The organism is Psychrobacter immobilis (assembly GCF_904846065.1).
Lineage (GTDB): Bacteria > Pseudomonadota > Gammaproteobacteria > Pseudomonadales > Moraxellaceae > Psychrobacter > Psychrobacter immobilis_H.
In genome coordinates this window covers 239,810-259,949 of the sequence record NZ_CAJGZV010000001.1, presented here as the reverse complement: position 1 = coordinate 259,949, position 20,140 = coordinate 239,810, and the positions used below count along the sequence as shown (strand labels likewise).

Sequence of the window (20,140 nt, the reverse complement as noted above, 5' to 3'; positions counted from 1 at the left end):
GTTCACCTTTAATGATTATCGACTTAGTAGCAAAACGATCAAGACAACTGCTGAATGTGTTTTAACAGCTGGTTTGTGGAGCTGTCAAATTGGCTCTCACCTGCTTTCTGCATGGCATAATGAACGGATTCTGCCATCTGCTTACCCATCTCAACGCCCCATTGGTCAAATGGATTAATATCCCAAATGCTGGCCATGACATAGACTTTATGTTCATAAAGCGCAATCAGTGATCCCAAACTATGCGGCGTTAGCTCGTCGATAAGTAGCGTGGTTGATGGCTGATTGCCACGGTAATATTTGTATTTATCAGCGGCAGAAGCTACTTGAACCTCAGACGTTTGGAGCGCGGCATTACCAAAAGCCAGTACGCGGCTTTGTGCCAGACAGTTGGCTAATGACAACTCATGCTGCTGTTGCAATGGTGCATTTTCAACCTTATCACTATAACGCCCGACGCAAGCGATAAAATCACAAGACACTTGCTGCGTCCCTTGATGTAGCAGCTGATAAAAGGCATGCTGAGCATTAGAGCCAATCTCACCCCATAAAATCGGGCAAGTATTATAATCAATACACTCGCCATATTGAGTAACCGACTTACCATTACTCTCCATTTCAAGCTGGGTTAAATAACTGGGTAAATAGCTAAGACGACCATCATAGGGCAATACAGTGTGAGCATTCACCTGTAAAAAGGTACTGTTCCAAACAGCCAGTAGCCCCAACAAAACAGGTAAGTTTTCTGCAAAATCCGCTTGGGCAAAGTGCTCATCCATACTATGAGCGCCGCTTAACAATTCTTTAAACCCATCCATACCAATGCGAATCGCGATAGCCAATCCAATCGCTGACCATAAAGAAAAGCGCCCGCCAACCCATTCCCAAAGCTGTAGCTGATGCTCAGGATGAATTCCCCAAGCGCTCATTTTTTCATTATTAGCAGAGATACCAATAAAGTGGCGGCGTAACACACTGTCTTCAGTGCCAGCACGCAATTCCGCAGTGGCAAGTAACCATGATAATGCGGTTTTAGCATTGGACAACGTATCAACGGTACCAAAGGATTTGGACGAAATAATAAACAAGGTAGTTTCAGGATTTAGGTGCTTGAGCAAGTTATCGAGTTGGGTACCGTCCATGTTAGACACGAAATGCACCTCAATATTCGTATCTGCCCACTCGTCAAGCGCGGTAGCCGCCATCAGTGGCCCAAGATCAGAACCACCGACGCCGATATTCACCACATCGGTAATCGCCTTGCCAGAAAATCCGCGCCACGTACCACTACGCACACGTTCAGATAAACGCTCGACTTGACAAAGGCTCTGATGGACATCGGCAACCACTTCTTGCTCGCCCACTTGTAACTTTACCGTAGCAGGTAAACGTAACGCCGTATGCAAAGCAGCACGCTCTTCACTAGTGTTCACCATCGCGCCTTGCATAAGTGCAACAATTCGTTTGGACAATTCACAACTTTCTGCTAGCTGCAACAGACTTGCCAGCACCTGCTCATCGATACACTGCTTGCTATAGTCCATATATAGCGCGCCAGCTTGCATACTAAAGCGCGTTGCACGACTGTCATCTTGTGCAAACAAGGCTGCCAGTGACCACGGCTGCTTCGCTAGCATTTGTAGTTGCTGCCAGTAGGTAGAGTTACGAGCACTGTTATAAGTGCTATTGCCCTTTAGCTCATCCATCAGCTATTCATCTTCTGCTAATTGCTGCTCGGCAAAATAAATAAATGCTTGCATATATGAGCGCATATCACCGGCATCATAGCTGTCGCCGCGCATGGTCGTGACATTAACCCCATATTCGCTAATCAAGGCATCGATAGCATCCGTCAGTTGAATTTCACCACCGACCGAGGCTTTGGTATTTGCCAAATAATCAAAGATATGATTGCTAAAGACATAACGACCAACGACTGCTAACTTAGAAGGTGCATCGGCTAAACTGGGTTTTTCTACAAATCCCGCGACTTTAAAGCTGGCATTTATGTCTGCTTCATCATCTTCCTTGCTCACCTCACTAAACGCTTCATTCAGTTTGGCGATACCATATTTATGCACATTTTCATCAGCGACTTTATCAACCAATATCTGTGAATGGCTATCTGTAGCAAAGGTATCAATCATAAAGGCTAAGTTATCAGCAGCCATATCGCCCGTAAAAGGATCAAGTACCACGTCGGGCAATAATACGGCAAAATCATGCTCACCAATAATGGGGCGAGCCGCCAGTACCGCATGTCCCAAACCTAACGGTTTACCTTGCCGTATCATAGATATCGTCACATCGTCTGGTAACCAATTTAAGCTATCGGCTAGCTTATCTTTACCTTTATGACGCAACTGGTTGTCCAGTTCAGCATTGATATCGAAGTAGTTTTCAATGGCGCTTTTTTGCGCATGACCGACCAATACAATATGCTTAATACCAGCAGCAATCGCCTCTTCAACCACATAATGAATGGCTGGGCGATTACCTAATGGCAATAGTTCTTTTGGCACTGATTTAGACAATGGCAACATACGTGTGCCAAAGCCAGCAACAGGAATAACGGCGTGAGTAATTTTTTTCATAATTTTTAAACTGTATTAAAGGAAGATTAAAAGAAAAGATATTTTATAAAAACTAAGCTAGATTATAACCATTGGGATTCATGCTTTGCCAGCGCCAGCTATCTTGGCACATATCAGTGATAGAGAGTTTTGCTTGCCATCCTAATAGATCTCGTGCTTTATCAGCACTGGCATAGCAGCTGGCGATATCACCTGCTCGGCGGCTAACAAACTGATAAGGAATGTTCTGCTTCGACACTTTGGAAAATGCTGCTACTAGCTCTAAAACAGAAGTCCCTTTACCCGTACCAAGATTAATTGGTAAAAATCCTACTGGAACTGCTTGCTGCTCTAAATAACTTAGCGCAGCTACATGACCTATAGCTAAGTCAGTGACATGAATAAAATCACGGACACCAGTCCCATCGATGGTTGGATAGTCATTACCAAAGATACTGAGCTTAGATAGTTTACCGACGGCTACTTGAGAGATATAAGGCATTAAATTATTTGGGATATCATTAGGGTCTTCGCCAATCTGCCCTGAAGGATGTGCACCTACCGGATTAAAGTATCTTAGAGGAATCAGGTTCCAGCTTTTATCCGATACAGCAAGATCTTCTAAGATATGCTCGACCGTCAGTTTGCTTTGTCCATAAGGATTGGTACAAGAACGCTTTGAGCTCTCGTCAATAGGCAGCGATTCGGGGTCACCATAAACAGTCGCAGATGAAGAGAAAACAAGATTCTTAACATCGTACTCTGCCATGACTTCTAATAAAGCAATCGTGCCACTAACGTTGTTGTCGTAATACTTTAGAGGTTGCGCAACCGATTCTCCAACGGCTTTAAGACCTGCAAAATGAATGACGCCGAAGAATTGATTGTCAGAAAATACCTGTCTTAGTAATTCCATATCACGGATATCACCTTCTACAAAGTCAATGGGCTGACCGATAAGACTAGAGACACGATTTACCGCTTCGCGGCTACTATTGGATAGATTGTCGTATACTACGACGTCATAGCCTGCTTGATGTAAGGCTATACAAGTGTGCGAGCCGATATATCCTGCACCGCCTGTGACTAATATTTTATTTTTCATAATATCCTCCCATTGTTTTTCGAAGCAATTATTTTTCGAAGTAGCCATTCGTTTTTACTTATAAATGCAACTATACTGGGAACAACAAAATATTGCCAACGTAAATGCTCCAATCATACATAACTGCTCTCTCGCTATTAATCTAAGCCAGCCATTATATTATGAAAATTAACGCTTACATCCAACCACTATTATTAGGTTATTATAAACATTATCGTCAAACAGAACAGCGTTTAGCGTTAGTCGTCGGTATGCTGCCATGGCGTGACATGGTGGGCGATTGGGTGTTTGAAGAATCTCATATTCAGATACAACGTCACTTTGACCAACATTATTTTGATAAATGGCTGAAGCCTTTTATTCAGTGTGTTAATCCGGTTATTTATATCTGGGGTTATAAAGCACCTGATTATTTTATTGACTATATACGCGAGCAAGAACTAGATATCTTCTTTTTAGAGGATGGCTTTATCCGTTCAGGCCCTGATGATGAAAGTGGTGCGCCGCCACTATCTATCGTGATGGACAGTCAAGCACCCTACTTCGATACCACGCGTCCAAACGATTTGACTGATCTCATAGCAAACTTTGACTTTGAACAGGATGGCTATGATGAGACACTAGCACAAGAGATGCTAGATTATTACGTCTCACATCGCGTGAGTAAATACAATCATCAGCCTTATGTCGATGTCGTACCCATATATGGAATTAAGAATGAAAAGCGTATTTTGGTACTAGGCCAAGTGCCACATGATGATTCGTTGAAATATGGTGGTGGTATTGGCATTACGCTGCTTGATGTGGTTAATAAGGCAATCAAAGAAAATCTTGATGCACAGATTATCGTTAAGCCACACCCAATGACGCTTGATGATCCGTCTATCGTTACTGCACTCGCTGAGTTAGAGTGTCTTATACTCACCCAGTCTATTCATTTGGTCGACGCGTTAGAGACCATCGATCATGTTTATACGATTACGTCTTTGGGTGGGTTTGAGGCGCTACTAAGAGGCAAAAAGGTTACCGTATTAGGGCGACCTTTCTATACACAATTCTGTAAGAATGCTGCAAAATCAAACATAGTCTCACTTTCTCAGTTATTTCATATCTGTTACTATATTTATAATTTCGATTTACTTCTTAAATAACGAAATACTATCATTTAATTAACTGATATCAAAAGGCTATTCAATGAATTCTAAAAAAATTGCGATCATAGGACTAGGTTATGTCGGCTTACCATTAGCTTGTGCTTTTGCAAAAAAATATGAGGTCATAGGTTTCGATATAAATGAAACACGTATCAGCGAGCTATCCAATAATATAGACAAGACTAGAGAAGTAAGTAGCGAATACTTAGAAAACACTTCCAACCTTACTTTTACGTCTGAAACCAGTAAGCTAGAAAAAGCAAACGTATTTATTATTACCGTACCAACACCAATTGATGATAATAATCTACCAGATTTGTCCCCATTGGTTAAAGCTTCGCAGATGTTGAGTGAGATTATTAAACCAGATGATATTGTTATATATGAATCAACAGTCTACCCAGGTGCTACAGAAGAGGTTTGCATTCCTGAACTAGAAAAATCTAATTTAAGGTTAAATACAGATTTTGGTGTTGGCTATTCTCCTGAACGTATCAATCCAGGTGATAAATTGCGCACAGTAGAAAACATATTAAAAGTGACTTCAGGTTCAAATTCTTATTATACAGATATAGTATAGTAGAGTTCAGATAAAACCGATACAACACATAAAAACTAATCAACTATTTAGATAAACCATGACTTATTCAATCGACTATCGTAAACAGGTTCTTTCTAGCATCGATAATGGTCTGACTGTTAGAGAAGCTGCTGCTTTTTACACGCTTAGCACCAGTACTATACATAGCTGGAGACAGAACTTAGAGCCTAAGAAAGGGCGAGATAAAGCCCCGACTAAAATACCTGATGACGCTTTGCTTCAGGATGTCAAAGCGTATCCTGATGACTATCAATATGAGCGCGCAAATCGTCTGGGCTGTAGTAAAACCGGCATTCATCATGCTTTAAAACGATTAAACATCAGCCAAAAAAAAGACACTAGAGCATCCAAAAGCCTGTCTGGAAAAAAGAGCTAAGTATCTCAATCACTTGAGTGATTATATAATTCAAGGCTATCCCATTGTTTATATGGATGAAAGTGGCTTTGAGCATGAGACCATCAGGCCTTATGGCTATGCTCCGATAGGTAAGCCTTGTATCGATCGCTACAACTGGCAAGGTAAAAAACGTACCAACGTCATTGGTGCCCTGTACGAAAGAGTACTATTTGCACTTGATTACTTCGAAAAAAACATCAATGGAGATGTATTCTATAACTGGTGCAAGTACACGCTAATACCGAGCCTAAAAACCAAGTGCGTAATCGTAATGGATAACGCAAGCTTTCATAAACGAGTACAAAAGCTGCTTAATAGACACGGCCATCGCCTTTTATTTTTACCACCCTACAGCCCTGATCTGAACCCTATCGAGAAAAAGTGGGCACAGGCTAAATTTCTACGCCAAGGATGGATGGAGAATAATCTACCTAAACTGTTTCATGATATGGGCTGTATCGATTTTATATTAAGCTGACTATAGATGAACTCTATAACTCAGTAATTACTGCAGGCACATTTAAAGCCTCATCTATCAAGGTTGCTGAAGCATCTAAAGTGATTGAAAACACTCAACGTGATGTTAACATTGCTTTGATAAATGAGCTTGCTCTTATCTTTAACGAGGTCGGTATAGATACTCATGAAGTAATAGAAGCTGCTGCTACTAAATGGAACTTTATCAAACTTATGCCAGGACTAGTAGGTGGCCACTGTATTGGCGTAGATCCATATTATTTAGCTCATAAAGCATCTTCTTTGGGGTTAAACCCCAATTTAATCTTAACATCTCGTGCAATTAACAACTCTATGAGCAAGTTTGTTGCTGAACAAACGATCAAAAAACTTATCTCTCATGGAAAAAATATCAAAGATGCATGTATTTTATTGTTGGGAGTCACTTTTAAAGAAAATTGTCCTGATGTAAGGAATACAAAAGTAACGGATATTGGTATTGAGCTGGAGAAATACGGTGTAAAAATGACTTATTGTGATCCTTGGGTCACTGAAGAAGACTGGAATAGCTTAAATGTCAATAATGTCGATTATAAAGATATTCAAGAGAATAGCTTTGACGCTGTTATTGTGGCTGTTAACCACTCAGAGTTTGTTGGTGAAGACGACAAGATAGATAGTTTTTGCACTAAACCTAAATTAGTAATCGATGTTAAAGGTGCATTAGTAAATCCAGAATGGCGTTTGTAATACATGAGTGAAATTTTAAAAGGGTTTGAGCAGTATGTTCAAGCTCAGCAATACTCTAGTGCAGACTCTTTAGTTGAGAGTCTGCTACAGACTAACTTTGTTGCTGATCTGAAAAGAAAGGATGCTCTTCAACTTCTGTATAGAATAGGTTATGTTTATCCTGAATTAACTCTAAAGCTATCTAATCAAAGAAATGATATTCCTAAACCATTCAAAGATACTTTGAGAATAGCCTCTGGAGATGTTCCTCCTCTACGTTTTTATAATAAAGCTGACACACTTATTGCTATAAAAATTGCACTTATGCGAAACAAACCGCTACTTGCAAGATTTCTAATTTATAATTTTTACCGTCAATATGGGTTACAATCTATCAATTTAGTTAAAAAAAACAAACTAATGATTGGAAATAATAGTAAACATTTAAAAAAAATTCATAATCCTCAAAAAGTAAGCATTATAGTCACTAGCTATAATTCTGAAGCTTTTGTAGAAAACTGTATAGATTCTTTGCTAAATCAATCAATTGATAGTATCGAAATAATTGTCATAGATGATGCTAGTACTGATAATACTGTAGAGCTACTCAAAAAATATTCATCTATAAAAGTTATTGAACTTAACGTAAATCGTGGCACATATAATGCTAGGAATATTGGTATACAACATTCGTCTGGCGAGTTTATAACGTTTCAAGACTCAGATGATTGGTCGCATCCAGAACGCTTAGCACGGCAACTATTACAACTAAATGATAATCCTAATACTGTAGCAAATTTCTCTAAATTTTTTAGAGTAGATGATAAAGGCCTACCCAGTAGCCGACAGAACTATCCTTTACTCAGACTCAACTTTTCTTCACTGATGATTCGTAGAAAAGTGTTAGAAGAATTAGGGGGTTTTGATGATCAACGAAGGATTGAGTCAGATAAGATATTACTAAATAAGATTATCTCAAAGTACGGAGAAAGCTCAATTTTCTATATTAAGCTCCCTTTAGCGATTGGTTTACTTAGAAAGGACTCTCTCACCACTGCTAAAAATTCCGGGTTCGATAAGTATGGTTACTCCCCTACGAGAGAGTTAATATAATCATGACTGATAAATCATCTAAGTTATTCACCAATGCTCTATCGCAGCTTGATATAAACATTAAGCAGTTTGAAGCTCTTCAAGAACATATAAGATTGACTCTAGATAGAGTGGCACTAATATATGGACGAGACAGCCAAGAATATATAGAAAGCTTAAAAAAGGTTTACGAAATCATTCCTTTAAGGGAAATTAAACAGGCTTATATTGTACCTTACATGTCTCTACCTCCTCATTACTCTCATGTGGCAAGACAAGTAGAATATATGTGGTCTAAACAACATCTCAGTGAGATAAATTGTGACATATCTCCTTGGAATAATAATAAGAAAATTGATCAACAGTTCGCACAATCATTAGATGTCCCTACTCCAGAATTACTTCAAAGCGAATGTAAGTTTGAAGATATTAATTTTACTGAGTTTATCGTTATTAAGCCCTCATTTGGCTCCTCTTCCGAAAATGTTTTCTTTTATTATAGCGACAACAGTATTTTGGAGATTAAGACAAATTACACGTTTAATAATCTAGATGATTTTAAAAAAGAAATATTAGGTAGGGATATTCAAAGCCTTTGGCAGACTGAAGCTCTTATTCTGAATCAAGACAATAAAGCCGCTCATGATATTAAAGTGTATATGTACTATGGAGTAGTGGGTACTGTTTTAGAAGTCAAGAGAACGGATAAAGCATATCAATGTTGGTATGATAAAGACGGTAGTATTCTTGAAAGCGAGCATAGTAATCAACCATGGTTTGAAGGAACGGGGTTTGAACCTCAAGTATTAGAGTATGCAAAGAAGATATCTCTAAATATTCCTGCACCTTTTATGCGTATTGATTTTTATAAAGGTGCAGATGGCTACTATTTAGGGGAACTAACACCTCATCCCGGTCGTTATTTTCCAGAGTATAGTCCAGAATTAGATGAGAACTTGGGAGCGCTTTTTTGTGAAGCAGAAGCTAGACTATTTAAGGATTTATTATATGGGAAGAGTTTCTCGAACTATTTGAGTTTCTATGAAACATAGATTTAACTATTAATGGTTCGGTCATCAAGATGATTACCGCTAATAAAAATATATTTTTATTTTGAAATATAATCGTATTATAAAAATCTATCTCCTATTTGACTTAAATAAAATGATTGATAGCTAAATACTTCTGAACGCAAACAAGAATACCAATCACCAAAGGTATTATTATGGACAAATATATATTTTCTACTTTTCATTTAAATAAATTAGCAGTTGTATTTCTATTGTCGATGATCAGCTCCAAAGTTTATTGTTTCGATGTATATACATTTGTTCCTTGGAAATATTACTTAGAAAAAGGTGAATTACATCGGACCAAAAACTTAGATGATTACCTTACAAATTTTGGTACTAAAAAAGCATTTGTTATCTATCCAAAAGATATGTTTACCCAAGACAAACCGGATCCTATCAAGATCGAAAAAGTAGCAAAATTATCGCGGGAAAACTCGGATACTTTAATATCATTTGATATAGAAATTGGTAATAAAATGAAGCCCGAAACCATACTACCTACAGTAGAAAAAACTTTAACCTTATATCAAAAAAACAATGGCGATGACCTTGTTGGAGTATATGGTTTATTGCCCCAAAATACAGCAGGTGGTAATTTCAAAAATCGAAAATACGTTGAACTTAACAGTAAATATGCAAATATTGCTTCATTAACTACAGTATTAAGTCCTATACTATATAACTATGATGGAGATGATTTTGAGAAATGGAAAATCTCAGCTGATTTTGCATTTAAAGAAACTCAAAAATATAAGACTACGCATAAAATAATTCCTTATATATCTCCTATCTATAAAGTAGCACGAAGAAAAGATAACTCGAGTGGATTTATCATAAAACAGCTTTCTGAAAAAGATATGAAGCAACGTTTAAATTATTTAAAAAAATTAAACGCTGATGGTGTTTTAGTATGGGAGAGCAGCCAATCAGTTGAGTTTGACGGCAGTCTCCCTATATTTTCCCCATATAAAGGCTGGGGCAAAGCTATAATCGATGCAGCAAGTTCCGAATAGACTGATTATTTCTCTTTCAGAATTTTAGGCAAATATTCCTCAACTAACTTCTTAGCTATTTCTGCAGGTTCAGGCCCATGTCCTTTTTCATGGGTAAATACTAAGCTATGTAAATTTAACTTATCATTGATCCCACCTTCTATTGGCAGATGAAAATACTCGCAGAACGGTATGTAATGCTCATTATAATGCTTTGTATCAACAGTATTTTGAACAATGACTCCGCATGTTATCTTTTTCTTATCATAAGATGATTGGAGGGCAGTAATTGCGGACCACTGTTTTGGATAATTCTTGGCTAAGCTTTCAGCAGTAGCGTTACTATCAAATAGTTGCCTATAAGACTCAATATGTCCCTTATAGTAATTTATTATTTGAGTCTGTCCATTTGCACTTATAAAGTTTGCACCATCAATTTGTGCGGCAAGTAAAATACTAGCATAACCACCAGCAGAACTACCCCAAAAGATAATACGATTCGGTGGTATATCTAGCAAGCTTGCTACTTTGAGAACTGCATCTGCAACAAATGCGCTAATTTTTTGATATTTAGTACCAGCGAACCATCCAATAGGTAAGTTATCGTCTAAATAAAGTGTTGGATCAGAGATTGCTAATATACTGCTATTAAATATACCGTGCCAATTCCAACGAGCAAAAACAGGTAATTCAGCCGTTTTTCTATTAACGGCCCCATTAGGTGTTACTATTAGATAATCATTTTTTACTTTCTGATTTAACCTACATTCTAGTTTAAGTCCTTGCACTTCTACAGAAAAGTCGCTTACGATATCTTCTTTTAAAACTATATCGTCGATATGCTGAAATTTTGAATACGGAAAGGTCGCCATAAAGAATCACTTTTAAAAAGAGTCTGTTTTTTTACTTTTCTTACAAAAATACTTGTTAATTTATAGTTCAAAATCTAACTATTTAACTGTGCTGTTATAATATCTACTAATTCCCCAACATTATTAAAATTTAAATCATCGATAGCTAATGTTTGATCTATAGCATCTTCTATATTCGATAATAAAATAGTATGTGACAAGGAGTCCCAGCCAGAAATATCCATTGCCACAGTATCGCCAGTTATCTCACTGGCATCTACCATAAATGTATCTTCAATAGCATTACTCACTAATTGCATGACTTCTTCTTGTTTCATAACTTATTCCTTATGCTTATTTAAAAAGGTTAATAATTTACTTTTATTTAAATTACGACTTATTTTACCACTACTACTTTTATGTAACCATGAAGGCTCTACTAAAATCACATCACGTAATAATAAACCCATATTATCTTGGACAGTTTGGCGTATTATCTTTACTATCTCTTTTTCTAACTTATCATCGACAGACTGATCTTGAAAACGCTCTTGAACTAAATATATCTCATTGCTTCCAATTTGATCATTATAGATACCTAATGCTACATTACGACCAGCCTTAATGTCTGACAATGCATTAACATGCTGTTCAATTTCATGAGCAAAATAGTTTCGGCCATTGCTAATAATTAAATCGTCTTGCCGACCTAATACATAAAGCTCACCTGCATGTATGAATCCTAAGTCACGAGTACGATATGATGTACCATCAAATACCTCTTCTGTCTTTTCAGGACGATGATAATAGCCATTGAACAAGAAACGACCAGAAATCACTATTTCACCAAATTGGTCAGAATCTGCGGTTTTATTGGAATCAGGGTGTAAAATAGTTACCTGGCAACCATCTATGACTTTCCCACAACTTAGCAGTTGCACACCATTTTCAGCCGTTGTTAGTTGTACCTTATTATCCAGTAAAGCTTTATCGTCTACCCATATCTTGCTCGCTACCTCACCGACTTTTGTCTGGGTAACGGCATATACTGTTTCAGCCATTGCATAACATACTTGTAACTTTTCTAATGTGACTCCAACCTCATTAAAATGATCGGTGAATCTATGGAAAGTCTCGGCTTTGCAAGGTTCAGAGCAGTTTATAAAGGCTCTTACCGAAGATAAATCCAATCCAATAAATTTCTTAGATTTGATCGTTCTTCGTAAATGTTCAAAACCAAAGTTAGGCAACCAAACTAGCGTTCCATGATTGTCCGTAATAGCCTGTAAGAGACTGATAGGCTTACTTACCCACTCAAAAGGATCTAAAAGGACAATAGTCTGACCCAACACTAAGGGCATAATTGTACAAGCAATCAACCCCATGTCATGGTATATCGGTAACCAAGACACAACAACATCATCAGAAGTGGCAAACAATGACTGAGAGTAAGACTCAATTTGGTCGATGACCGCTGTATGAGATAATGCCACCCCTTTTTTTAGACCTGTAGTACCTGAGCTGTGCTGCAAAAATGCAATTTCACCTCTAGTATCTTCAATACTTTCATTTGGCGTATAAGAATCTAGTAATTCGTTATCATGAACTGTACATTCAATATTTTCTGTAATATCTTCAAAGGCAGATAACCATTCAGATGTAGTCACAACCAACGATGGATTTGTTAATTCAATTAGCTGTTGGTGACTTTCCCAGTACTTTTTTTCATCTTGTTTATGGCTTGGTAATGGCATCAAAGAAGGAACGATACCCGCAGACATTAACCCGAAAAACCACATAATGGCCTGAGGTGTCTGCGGTAGAAAAATAAAACCTATACGGCCTTTCTCTATATTTTGTTCCTCTACCCAATTTCGTACCTTCTGAGTAAAACCATCAAGTTGACTATAACTTACAGTAGTATCTTTAAATACGATTGCAGGTTTACCTGACAGGTTATCTGCGTGCATCTGGATGTAATGGTATAGATTGTTCATATTTTTATTTACTCTCATTATGGCTTTCTACATTATGAATAGCCCTCAGTATATTTTCTTCAGGAATCTCTGTACCTTCAGGAACTTCAAACTTTCTTTCCAAATGAGGAAATTCTAAATACACATTATCTTTATCTATATTTTTATGCCATTCCGTCCATTGTTCTTTATAAAACTTTCTAGTAGGAGATATGCCCGAAGTCTTAGAGACACCGTGTATAGGATGGTTAGTCAAACTGGTAGGCTCATCTAAACAAATCATACTCAACGACTTATAATTTTTAAATTCATCACCAATAACCATTTTACAGCGATTGATAATTTCACTATCAGCGCCGAACCTGGAACAATCCCAACCTCCTAAAGTATCACGTAAGAAGTTTGCTTCAAACATACAAGTGATAGAAGCGACTCTCATAACACCATCATGACAAAATGCCCCAAAGGGATATAAAGGTAAATAACCATTTTCTTCCATCCTGATCATGCGTGTATTACTAGCTCGAGGTGGTTGTTCCTCAGACCTAATAAGCTGCATATGTTGTTCAAGACGTTGTGGGTATGCCCAGTCATCAGCATCATGCCCAGTAATGTAGTCACCTGTAGCGATTTTTAAACCTAGGTTTTTAGAAACATATGCTCCTACATTATAGGGGTTATTTATAAACTTAACTCTAGAATCGATCAAAGATATTTTCTTAATAATTTCAGAGGTACGATCAGCACTACAATCGTTAATGACGATCAATTCTAAATTCTGCCAAGTCTGATTCAGAATCGAATTTATAGAAAGTTGAATCGTTTTTTCAGCATTATATGCAGGCATAATAACAGATATTTTTGTAGGATCTTCTATCCTATAACTTACTGGACTAGTAATACAGTAAAATCTTTCTTTATTATTATCTGTTAGTTCAATAGGATGCATGCCATGATCTGTGATATATTTATTAATATAATCTAACCATCTTATTTTATTATTCAATTCATTGTTAGCATAAAAAATATTGATAGTACTCTTCTGTTCTTCAGTAGTGTATTTTTTTAAAAAATTCCTTGCAGTCTCAAAGCCATATTCTTTTTGTATATCTACTGCCTCTCTAAATAATGAACCTTTTTTCTTGAGCTTAGGAATTGTCAAATCATACTTAGACACTTCTTTAACATTATTTAAATCTGTATCCAACACAATATCATTATGATGTTCTACTCGAAAGAGATGGATAAAAGATGGAACTCCGCGTTTTTTCTTAAAAGATATTTCCATAGTCCCATTTGCGCTATGTATCTGCAAAAAATTATGAGCTTGATCATCATTTATTGTTACGTTGATCGTCATAGTTTCATCAGATGAAAGATGATGTAAGTATTTGAAATCTGGCATGACTCTAAATGTACAATCACCTTGATAAGTACGAATAGTTAATTCAATATCTACTGAAGCAGATGGTTTGACACCATACAACTGGAGGTCTAAAGAATCACTGAAACCTTGGTTAAAAACAACAGTACTCAATCTGCTTTTAAGAGGTAAAGTTACACTACTATTAAAAACTGTATACTCTCTGCTGCCATTATAAAGTAGCTGTGGCAATCTAGTCTTATCACGGATACTTATATCTGTAGAAGTTTGCTTTATCTTAGACTTTACTGTTATATAGTCGTCTAGTAATATTTTTGGAAGCTTTAGTATATCTTTAGACTTTCTCATACCGACTAGTCTATTACCAAGTTTATAAGAAAATTGATTTTTTAAATTTTCATATCGCTTTTCCTGTTTTTCAACAACTCCTTCTAAGGAAATTATTTCTTGTTGCAACTTCTCAATTAGTAACCGATACTTGAATATTTCCTCTTTATCTAACGAGTAGAGCTCGAAAAATTTTCTGTTTCTTTTTTCATAATCCTGTATTTGCTTTACATATTTTTTTAGTTTCTCAGTATTATTGTTATTCTCGATTTTTAATCTACCTTTTTCCTCTTTCAATATTTCAACTTCTTTTTGTAAACTTTGATTATGTTTATTTACTACTGCTACTTTATCTTCTAATTCATATGGTCTTAAATATTGTTCAGATTCAACTCCATACTCTACTAAAGACTTAGATTTTTGAGGTACGTCTATTGTACTTTCTACTCGTTTATTTAGCTCAGCTAACATAGTTTTAATTTTATCAATTTCATTTCGATCATCTGACATGACTTTAGATCCTAAGGAGATTAGAAATATACCCCATTGTAAGTATATATTTATTTGTTTTCAACACAGTTTTAATTACTATTTATGGCATTTTTTCAAAAAATCACATAGTGTATCTTAAGTATTATGCGCTTATCATCTATTTTACCTAGAACACTCACATAAGCAATGCCTTACAGCATAAAGAGCTATGAATCTCTTTTCTACAGGGAGGGCATTGATCACCAAAGATGATAGCGTCAGCATGATCTGTATGATTTAACTTCTATAGCTTTAGCACCGATACCTTATTAAGGTGATAACTAATGTAGACAGTTACCTTTACTTTAGAAATAACACCGATTTCGTTCAATCAACACAACAACTTAAGTTGTAAGTTATTTTGGAAAAACCTTAAAACATCAATCTGTTTTATATCAGAGATAGGATTGCCGCCAATGCTGATGTAATGTGGAAGTAGCAATTACCCTATTTGATGTAATCACTCAGGCTATTACAGAAAACCCTGATGCACAAATTATCGTCAAACCACATCCAATGACGCTTGATGATCCGTCTGTCGTCATTGCCCTCACTGAGCTAGATTGCCTAATCCTTAACCAGTCTATTCATTTGGTCGACACGTTAGAGACAATCGATCACGTATATACGATTACGTCACTAGGTGGATTTGAGGCATTACTAAGAAGCAAAAAGGTTACCGTATTAGGGCAACCTTTTTATTATGGTTGGATTAAAAAAGGCGAACTGGAACATGGATGCGGCCAAGAAGACCTGTTGTATATATGCTACTGCCTCTACTGCCTCTACTGCCTCTACAGCCAGAGTTTATTAACTTAATAATTTCTAATACATTCCAAGCAACTGACAAACACTTAAAAGACTGACTAGATACTTTCTTGAAACTTAGCTTGCGATACTTTGTGCTCATTAACAAATCGACACAACCACTCAACTCTTTGCTTAAAGCCTAACTCTTCCAATGAACCTTCTTCATAACTCTCTATATAAGACAAAATAGTATTAGGACTGTAAAATCGTATAGACTTGTTACCTTTATTATCTAAATAAATCATGGTATTTAAGTAATAAGAACTCATTTTATGTGGAATGATTAACTCTTTATATCTAAGTTTATTTGCTAATACTAAGGTGGGTATATTCTTAACCAAAAGCTGTACTTCCATCGCGGAAATATCTGTTATTGCATGAGATACTCTGATTGCTTTACTAGATGTAATATATCTAAAACCACTATAAAAAGCCCGTATTCGATCTCTTATAGATATTTTATTTTTTATAACAAGAACACTGAAATTCTGCTTAACCAGCTTTGATAAAACTATTTTTAACGATTGCTTGTAACTTTCATCTCTATGACCTAGGTTTGGGTGAGTCTGAATAACAATCTTTTTAATACTTTTATCTTTGACAACTTTTAGTAGTAGTCTATCGATACCATCATTGATAGAAGAGAAATTCTCATCTGGAACTCCTCCTTCCCATGTTGGAGCATATAGTAATGCATGGCTGTTTTCATCGTAGCGATAGTTGTTCTGACCAACGAACGTATTACCAAGCCTGATAACTCTATTATTCTCTGTATCATATTCAGTAAATATACCGGCCTTTAAGTATCTATCTATACCAACTTGACCTGAAGTTACTACATGATCATAAATACGAGTTATAGGTTTAACGGATGACTTTTTATTACTTTCTCCATGGGTTATAAACACGTGAGACACGTTTCTAAACGCAACCATTCGGCAGTTAGACTGAGCATTGAAGAGATAGAAGACGACTTTATTGTTTTCAAAAGCTATGTCTGAGTATTTTTTGATAAATTTATAGCGAATTTCATTGTCATCAAACATTTCAGAAATTACTTCTGAGTTCTCTTTATAATATTTTATATAGACACTTATACAAGCATTACGATTGAAGATATCTGACTGAAAATAACTCAATAATTGTTTCACGGCTCCTAATATTTTAGTATCTATATAAATATAATAAAGATTCTTGCTCATACTATTCGTCACCAATATCTATTAAAATCTATTAGTATTCTTTATGTTAAAAAATACTATCTCTATATTTTAAAATTACGAATTACTAATCTGAATTACATATTCTTTAATCAAAGCTATGACTTTGTTTTTTTCGTTTAACATACCATCAAATATAAGAAGTTTCTTTCCTTCTACTTTGATAGCATTTTTCCTTAAAAATTCTAATGAATCTGGGTTATTTCTAGATAAAACCCAAACATGTAAAGAGTTTTTCTTCTCGTTTACTTCTATATCAAAGGCTATTTTATTTCTTTTCAAGTCAAAGTCTATAACTTGAATTTTATTTTTAAAAATCCAAGCTTTACTAAATCCGACTTCTTGTTTTAATTTTTCTTGAAAAGTAACCTGAAGATTTTTAAGTAATTTTGATTCATTCGATATTTTATGAAACTCTCTAAAATCCCCTGCTAAAAAAAGCAGTGTTAGCATTTTTTCATTTTCATAAATCTGTGATAAATCAAAAAAATCTTTATGAATACCGAAGTAACTAGAAGTTAATTTAAACATTTCGATACATTCTTCATTGTTTATACTATTCTTTTTACAAACCACCCTAAACCTTTCTACAATTTTAACAACCCATGCATTATATAACTTAGACTTATTTGAATTACTTGAAAAAATAATACTATTCAAACCAGAAATAAACATATCCATAACTGTTGATAGATTCATTTTTACATGAGACAAATGACCATCGTCGTGGCTTTCTAAGAAGTAGTATTCTTTATCTGCTAATATAGAATATTTTTCTGAAAAAGCTAAACATGTACAAGAAAATAGCATATCTTCAAAAACATCAATATTCGGATTAAATAATATTTTATTTTCCTTCAACATAAGATTTTTATGGAATTTAAATATCTTCAAAGATCTCATCAAATGGTGATTTAGGATATCTGCATTATCTACAAATGCTTTTCTAAAAGATCTTTTATTCGTTCCTCTAGCTCCTCCTAACTTAACATAAACCATATCGCTATCGTTTTTTAAAGCTATGGCCATGCCATTTTCTAAAAGTTGCGAATCTATATAATCGTCAGAATCCAAGAAGAAAACATATTTTGCTGTACTTGCTTTTATTCCTTCATTTCTAGGTGCTGAAGCATTTCCTGATCCTATTGGACGTCTCAGTATTCTATAGTTTATACTTTTATCGATCAGAGATTCTATAGTACGTATAGAGTTGTCTGTAGATGCATCATCTACAAATATCACTTCCCATTTTGACTTATTATAAGTTTGTGCGTTTATAGACTCTATACAAGGTATTATGATTTTTTCTCTATTATATACCGGTACTATAATACTAACGTCGTATTTCTCCATAACAATTCAACCCTCGCCGTAATTTTTTACTATTAAATAGTATCATTTTTAACATAAAACGAAAAAAACATTGAGGCATATGTCTTTAGATTAAAACTATTTACCTCAATTTTACTTATTAACCACTTGGTTTTTTATCTCCCGTCTTTTCGGACATCAATTACTATACCTGTTTTTTGAGAGAACAATGCTTTCAAGCTAACTCTAGCTACCTGTTCTGCATTTAATAAAAGCTCAAATGGTTCAATACCAAAGTTTGCAGTACGCATAGGAGTAGCTGTACGTTCTGGGTTAATACAGTTAACCTTAATACCATCATTTATCCATTCTTCAGCTAAAGCTTGTGTAAAATTCACAATTGCCGCATTAGTAGATGAATATAAAGCATAAAAAGCTCTACCCCTAGTATATGAACTAGAAGTAAAGTTCAATAACATACCTCGGCTCTTTTTTAAGTAGACTTTACTGGCTATAGCTATATTAACTGCGCCTACATAATTAATATTAATTAAAGATGAAATTTCTTCTAGCTCAAGTAGATCGATGGGTTTTTTTATAAGAAGTCCAGCAGTGTTGACGATATAATCAATTTTTCCATACTCTCCATTAACAGATTCTAAAAAATCTTTCACACCTTGTAAGTCAGTAATATCTACTCCATTATAGCTTCTACTTGCGACTTTAACTGTGGCACCATTCAGAAGTGCCAGATTATTAATTTCGAGTCCTATTCCGGATGTTCCACCAAATACAACTATGACTTTATCGCGCAAGAATTCTAAACTGTCATTGGAAATAAAAGCTTTTTCATTACCTGCTTGCAAAAACTTCTCTGCAATAAATAAGTCCATTGGATAAGTAACTTTGATATTTCTGTCATCACCCGCGACAGTGGCTACTCTAGTATGCGGCAGCATTGCCCGAATAACACCACAATCGCAAGTAAATTGCTTTCTACCTTTTTCGATTGCACGTTTATATGCTTCTTGGATGCTTCCCAACTTAAAACCTTGAGGCGTTTGCCCACGTCTCATCATTGAGCGATTAGGTATATTAGAGATACAACCATCATCGTATACCTCTACTAGTGTATCTGCTGATGGTATAACCACATCGATAGCATCAAAATTATCTAGCATTTCAATACAATCTTTGATAATTTGCTGAGTTACTAATGGTCTTACAGCATCATGAAACAGAACCTTGCTAGAGTCATCATTATCTTTTAGTGCAGTCAATGCAGAATAAGTAGAATCGAATCGCTCTTCTCCACCGCTAATAACTCTAGAAACCTTCTTCCATTTATTATTTTTTATGAGATCTAAAGTTCTTTCTATATGAGCCGATTGAGCAACAATTAGGATTTCATCTATAAATTCGCTTTGTTCAAAAACGTCAATGGTATACTCTATAACTGCTTTGCCAGCAAGCTTTGTAAACTGCTTGGGTAAGGCTCCACCAAAACGAGAACCTGAGCCCCCTGATAAAATTACTGCTATATTTTTACTCATAACTC

18 protein-coding genes and 1 pseudogene are annotated in these 20,140 nt (G+C 35.7%); 9 read left to right on the top strand and 10 right to left on the bottom strand.

The genetic code is table 11. The features are described from left to right. Window positions 1-38: 38 nt before the first annotated feature. Genes pgi through galE form a run of 3 tightly spaced genes read right to left on the bottom strand, consistent with a single transcriptional unit; the run spans window position 39 to window position 3,678 of the window. Window positions 39-1,706, bottom strand: coding sequence for a glucose-6-phosphate isomerase (gene pgi / locus JMW64_RS01110; protein WP_201552406.1), 1,668 nt, complete (start codon window positions 1,704-1,706; stop codon window positions 39-41). A gap of 3 nt (window positions 1,707-1,709) precedes the next feature. Further along, window positions 1,710-2,594, bottom strand: a complete 885-nt coding sequence (locus tag JMW64_RS01105; protein WP_201552404.1) for a UTP--glucose-1-phosphate uridylyltransferase — start codon at window positions 2,592-2,594, stop codon at window positions 1,710-1,712. A 52-nt stretch (window positions 2,595-2,646) separates the two neighbouring features. Next, window positions 2,647-3,678, bottom strand: coding sequence for a UDP-glucose 4-epimerase GalE (gene galE, locus JMW64_RS01100; protein ID WP_201552402.1), 1,032 nt, complete (start codon window positions 3,676-3,678; stop codon window positions 2,647-2,649). A gap of 161 nt (window positions 3,679-3,839) precedes the next feature. Here galE and JMW64_RS01095 point away from each other — a divergent pair, with 161 nt between their 5' ends. The 8 genes and pseudogenes from JMW64_RS01095 (at window position 3,840) to JMW64_RS01065 (ending at window position 10,193) form a co-directional block, all read left to right on the top strand. Then, window positions 3,840-4,829, top strand: coding sequence for a capsular polysaccharide export protein, LipB/KpsS family (locus JMW64_RS01095; RefSeq protein ID WP_201552400.1), 990 nt, complete (start codon window positions 3,840-3,842; stop codon window positions 4,827-4,829). A gap of 43 nt (window positions 4,830-4,872) precedes the next feature. Then, window positions 4,873-5,409: pseudogene (locus JMW64_RS01090) on the top strand (nucleotide sugar dehydrogenase); the annotation flags it as partial. A gap of 61 nt (window positions 5,410-5,470) precedes the next feature. Beyond that, window positions 5,471-5,809, top strand: a complete 339-nt coding sequence (locus JMW64_RS13990) for an IS630 transposase-related protein (protein WP_227694015.1) — start codon at window positions 5,471-5,473, stop codon at window positions 5,807-5,809. Beyond that, window positions 5,793-6,308 carry an IS630 family transposase gene (locus tag JMW64_RS13985; protein WP_227694225.1) on the top strand — a complete coding sequence of 172 codons (516 nt, stop codon included), beginning with the start codon at window positions 5,793-5,795 and terminating at the stop codon, window positions 6,306-6,308. Before JMW64_RS13990 ends, JMW64_RS13985 begins: the two co-directional genes overlap by 17 nt. Next, on the top strand, window positions 6,284-7,036 hold the full coding sequence (locus tag JMW64_RS01080; protein WP_201554978.1) for a nucleotide sugar dehydrogenase: 753 nt from the start codon (window positions 6,284-6,286) through the stop codon (window positions 7,034-7,036). Before JMW64_RS13985 ends, JMW64_RS01080 begins: the two co-directional genes overlap by 25 nt. A 3-nt stretch (window positions 7,037-7,039) precedes the next feature. After that, window positions 7,040-8,128, top strand: coding sequence for a glycosyltransferase family 2 protein (locus tag JMW64_RS01075; protein ID WP_201552396.1), 1,089 nt, complete (start codon window positions 7,040-7,042; stop codon window positions 8,126-8,128). A gap of 2 nt (window positions 8,129-8,130) precedes the next feature. Continuing rightward, window positions 8,131-9,159, top strand: coding sequence for an ATP-grasp fold amidoligase family protein (locus JMW64_RS01070; protein WP_201552394.1), 1,029 nt, complete (start codon window positions 8,131-8,133; stop codon window positions 9,157-9,159). A gap of 173 nt (window positions 9,160-9,332) precedes the next feature. After that, the gene (locus tag JMW64_RS01065) at window positions 9,333-10,193 is read left to right on the top strand and encodes a hypothetical protein (RefSeq protein ID WP_201552392.1); all 861 of its coding nucleotides are present in this window, start codon (window positions 9,333-9,335) and stop codon (window positions 10,191-10,193) included. Between the two features lie 5 nt (window positions 10,194-10,198). On the opposite strand, the gene JMW64_RS01060 is transcribed toward JMW64_RS01065, so the two are convergent. The 4 genes from JMW64_RS01060 to JMW64_RS01045 all read right to left on the bottom strand — a co-directional run bounded on the left by JMW64_RS01060 (window position 10,199) and on the right by JMW64_RS01045 (window position 15,220). Then, window positions 10,199-11,044, bottom strand: a complete 846-nt coding sequence (locus JMW64_RS01060; protein ID WP_201552390.1) for a hypothetical protein — start codon at window positions 11,042-11,044, stop codon at window positions 10,199-10,201. A 74-nt stretch (window positions 11,045-11,118) separates the two neighbouring features. Further along, window positions 11,119-11,361 (bottom strand): acyl carrier protein, encoded by a 243-nt coding sequence (locus tag JMW64_RS01055; RefSeq protein WP_201552388.1) that lies wholly within the window; start codon window positions 11,359-11,361, stop codon window positions 11,119-11,121. Window positions 11,362-11,364: 3 nt separating this feature from the next. After that, on the bottom strand, window positions 11,365-13,038 hold the full coding sequence (locus JMW64_RS01050; RefSeq protein ID WP_201552386.1) for an AMP-binding protein: 1,674 nt from the start codon (window positions 13,036-13,038) through the stop codon (window positions 11,365-11,367). Further along, on the bottom strand, window positions 13,025-15,220 hold the full coding sequence (locus JMW64_RS01045) for a glycosyltransferase family 2 protein (RefSeq protein WP_201552384.1): 2,196 nt from the start codon (window positions 15,218-15,220) through the stop codon (window positions 13,025-13,027). The genes JMW64_RS01050 and JMW64_RS01045 overlap by 14 nt, the downstream gene beginning before the upstream one ends. Before the next feature lie 450 nt (window positions 15,221-15,670). Here JMW64_RS01045 and JMW64_RS01040 point away from each other — a divergent pair, with 450 nt between their 5' ends. Beyond that, window positions 15,671-16,060, top strand: a complete 390-nt coding sequence (locus JMW64_RS01040) for a capsular polysaccharide export protein, LipB/KpsS family (RefSeq protein WP_201552382.1) — start codon at window positions 15,671-15,673, stop codon at window positions 16,058-16,060. Between the two features lie 47 nt (window positions 16,061-16,107). On the opposite strand, the gene JMW64_RS01035 is transcribed toward JMW64_RS01040, so the two are convergent. From JMW64_RS01035 to JMW64_RS01025, 3 genes are all read right to left on the bottom strand, one after another. Further along, a complete protein-coding gene (locus JMW64_RS01035; RefSeq protein WP_201552380.1) occupies window positions 16,108-17,253 on the bottom strand; it encodes a hypothetical protein in 1,146 nt (381 codons plus the stop codon). Between the two features lie 75 nt (window positions 17,254-17,328). Then, the gene (locus tag JMW64_RS01030) at window positions 17,329-18,624 is read right to left on the bottom strand and encodes a glycosyltransferase family 2 protein (RefSeq protein WP_201552378.1); all 1,296 of its coding nucleotides are present in this window, start codon (window positions 18,622-18,624) and stop codon (window positions 17,329-17,331) included. A 134-nt stretch (window positions 18,625-18,758) separates the two neighbouring features. Continuing rightward, window positions 18,759-20,135 carry a bifunctional cytidylyltransferase/SDR family oxidoreductase gene (locus JMW64_RS01025; RefSeq protein ID WP_201552376.1) on the bottom strand — a complete coding sequence of 459 codons (1,377 nt, stop codon included), beginning with the start codon at window positions 20,133-20,135 and terminating at the stop codon, window positions 18,759-18,761. Between the last annotated feature and the right edge of the window lie 5 nt (window positions 20,136-20,140).

Coding starts and splice junctions, on each gene's coding strand:
- JMW64_RS01060 (WP_201552390.1), bottom strand. CDS start 11,044: ATGGCGACCTTTCCGTATTCAAAATTTCAGCATATCGACGATATAGTT.
- JMW64_RS01025 (WP_201552376.1), bottom strand. CDS start 20,135: ATGAGTAAAAATATAGCAGTAATTTTATCAGGGGGCTCAGGTTCTCGT.
- JMW64_RS01035 (WP_201552380.1), bottom strand. CDS start 17,253: ATGAGCAAGAATCTTTATTATATTTATATAGATACTAAAATATTAGGA.
- JMW64_RS01105 (WP_201552404.1), bottom strand. CDS start 2,594: ATGAAAAAAATTACTCACGCCGTTATTCCTGTTGCTGGCTTTGGCACA.
- JMW64_RS01065 (WP_201552392.1), top strand. CDS start 9,333: ATGGACAAATATATATTTTCTACTTTTCATTTAAATAAATTAGCAGTT.
- JMW64_RS01045 (WP_201552384.1), bottom strand. CDS start 15,220: ATGTCAGATGATCGAAATGAAATTGATAAAATTAAAACTATGTTAGCT.
- JMW64_RS01055 (WP_201552388.1), bottom strand. CDS start 11,361: ATGAAACAAGAAGAAGTCATGCAATTAGTGAGTAATGCTATTGAAGAT.
- JMW64_RS01075 (WP_201552396.1), top strand. CDS start 7,040: ATGAGTGAAATTTTAAAAGGGTTTGAGCAGTATGTTCAAGCTCAGCAA.
- JMW64_RS01070 (WP_201552394.1), top strand. CDS start 8,131: ATGACTGATAAATCATCTAAGTTATTCACCAATGCTCTATCGCAGCTT.
- JMW64_RS01050 (WP_201552386.1), bottom strand. CDS start 13,038: ATGAGAGTAAATAAAAATATGAACAATCTATACCATTACATCCAGATG.
- JMW64_RS13990 (WP_227694015.1), top strand. CDS start 5,471: ATGACTTATTCAATCGACTATCGTAAACAGGTTCTTTCTAGCATCGAT.
- JMW64_RS01030 (WP_201552378.1), bottom strand. CDS start 18,624: ATGGAGAAATACGACGTTAGTATTATAGTACCGGTATATAATAGAGAA.
- galE (WP_201552402.1), bottom strand. CDS start 3,678: ATGAAAAATAAAATATTAGTCACAGGCGGTGCAGGATATATCGGCTCG.
- pgi (WP_201552406.1), bottom strand. CDS start 1,706: ATGGATGAGCTAAAGGGCAATAGCACTTATAACAGTGCTCGTAACTCT.
- JMW64_RS01095 (WP_201552400.1), top strand. CDS start 3,840: ATGAAAATTAACGCTTACATCCAACCACTATTATTAGGTTATTATAAA.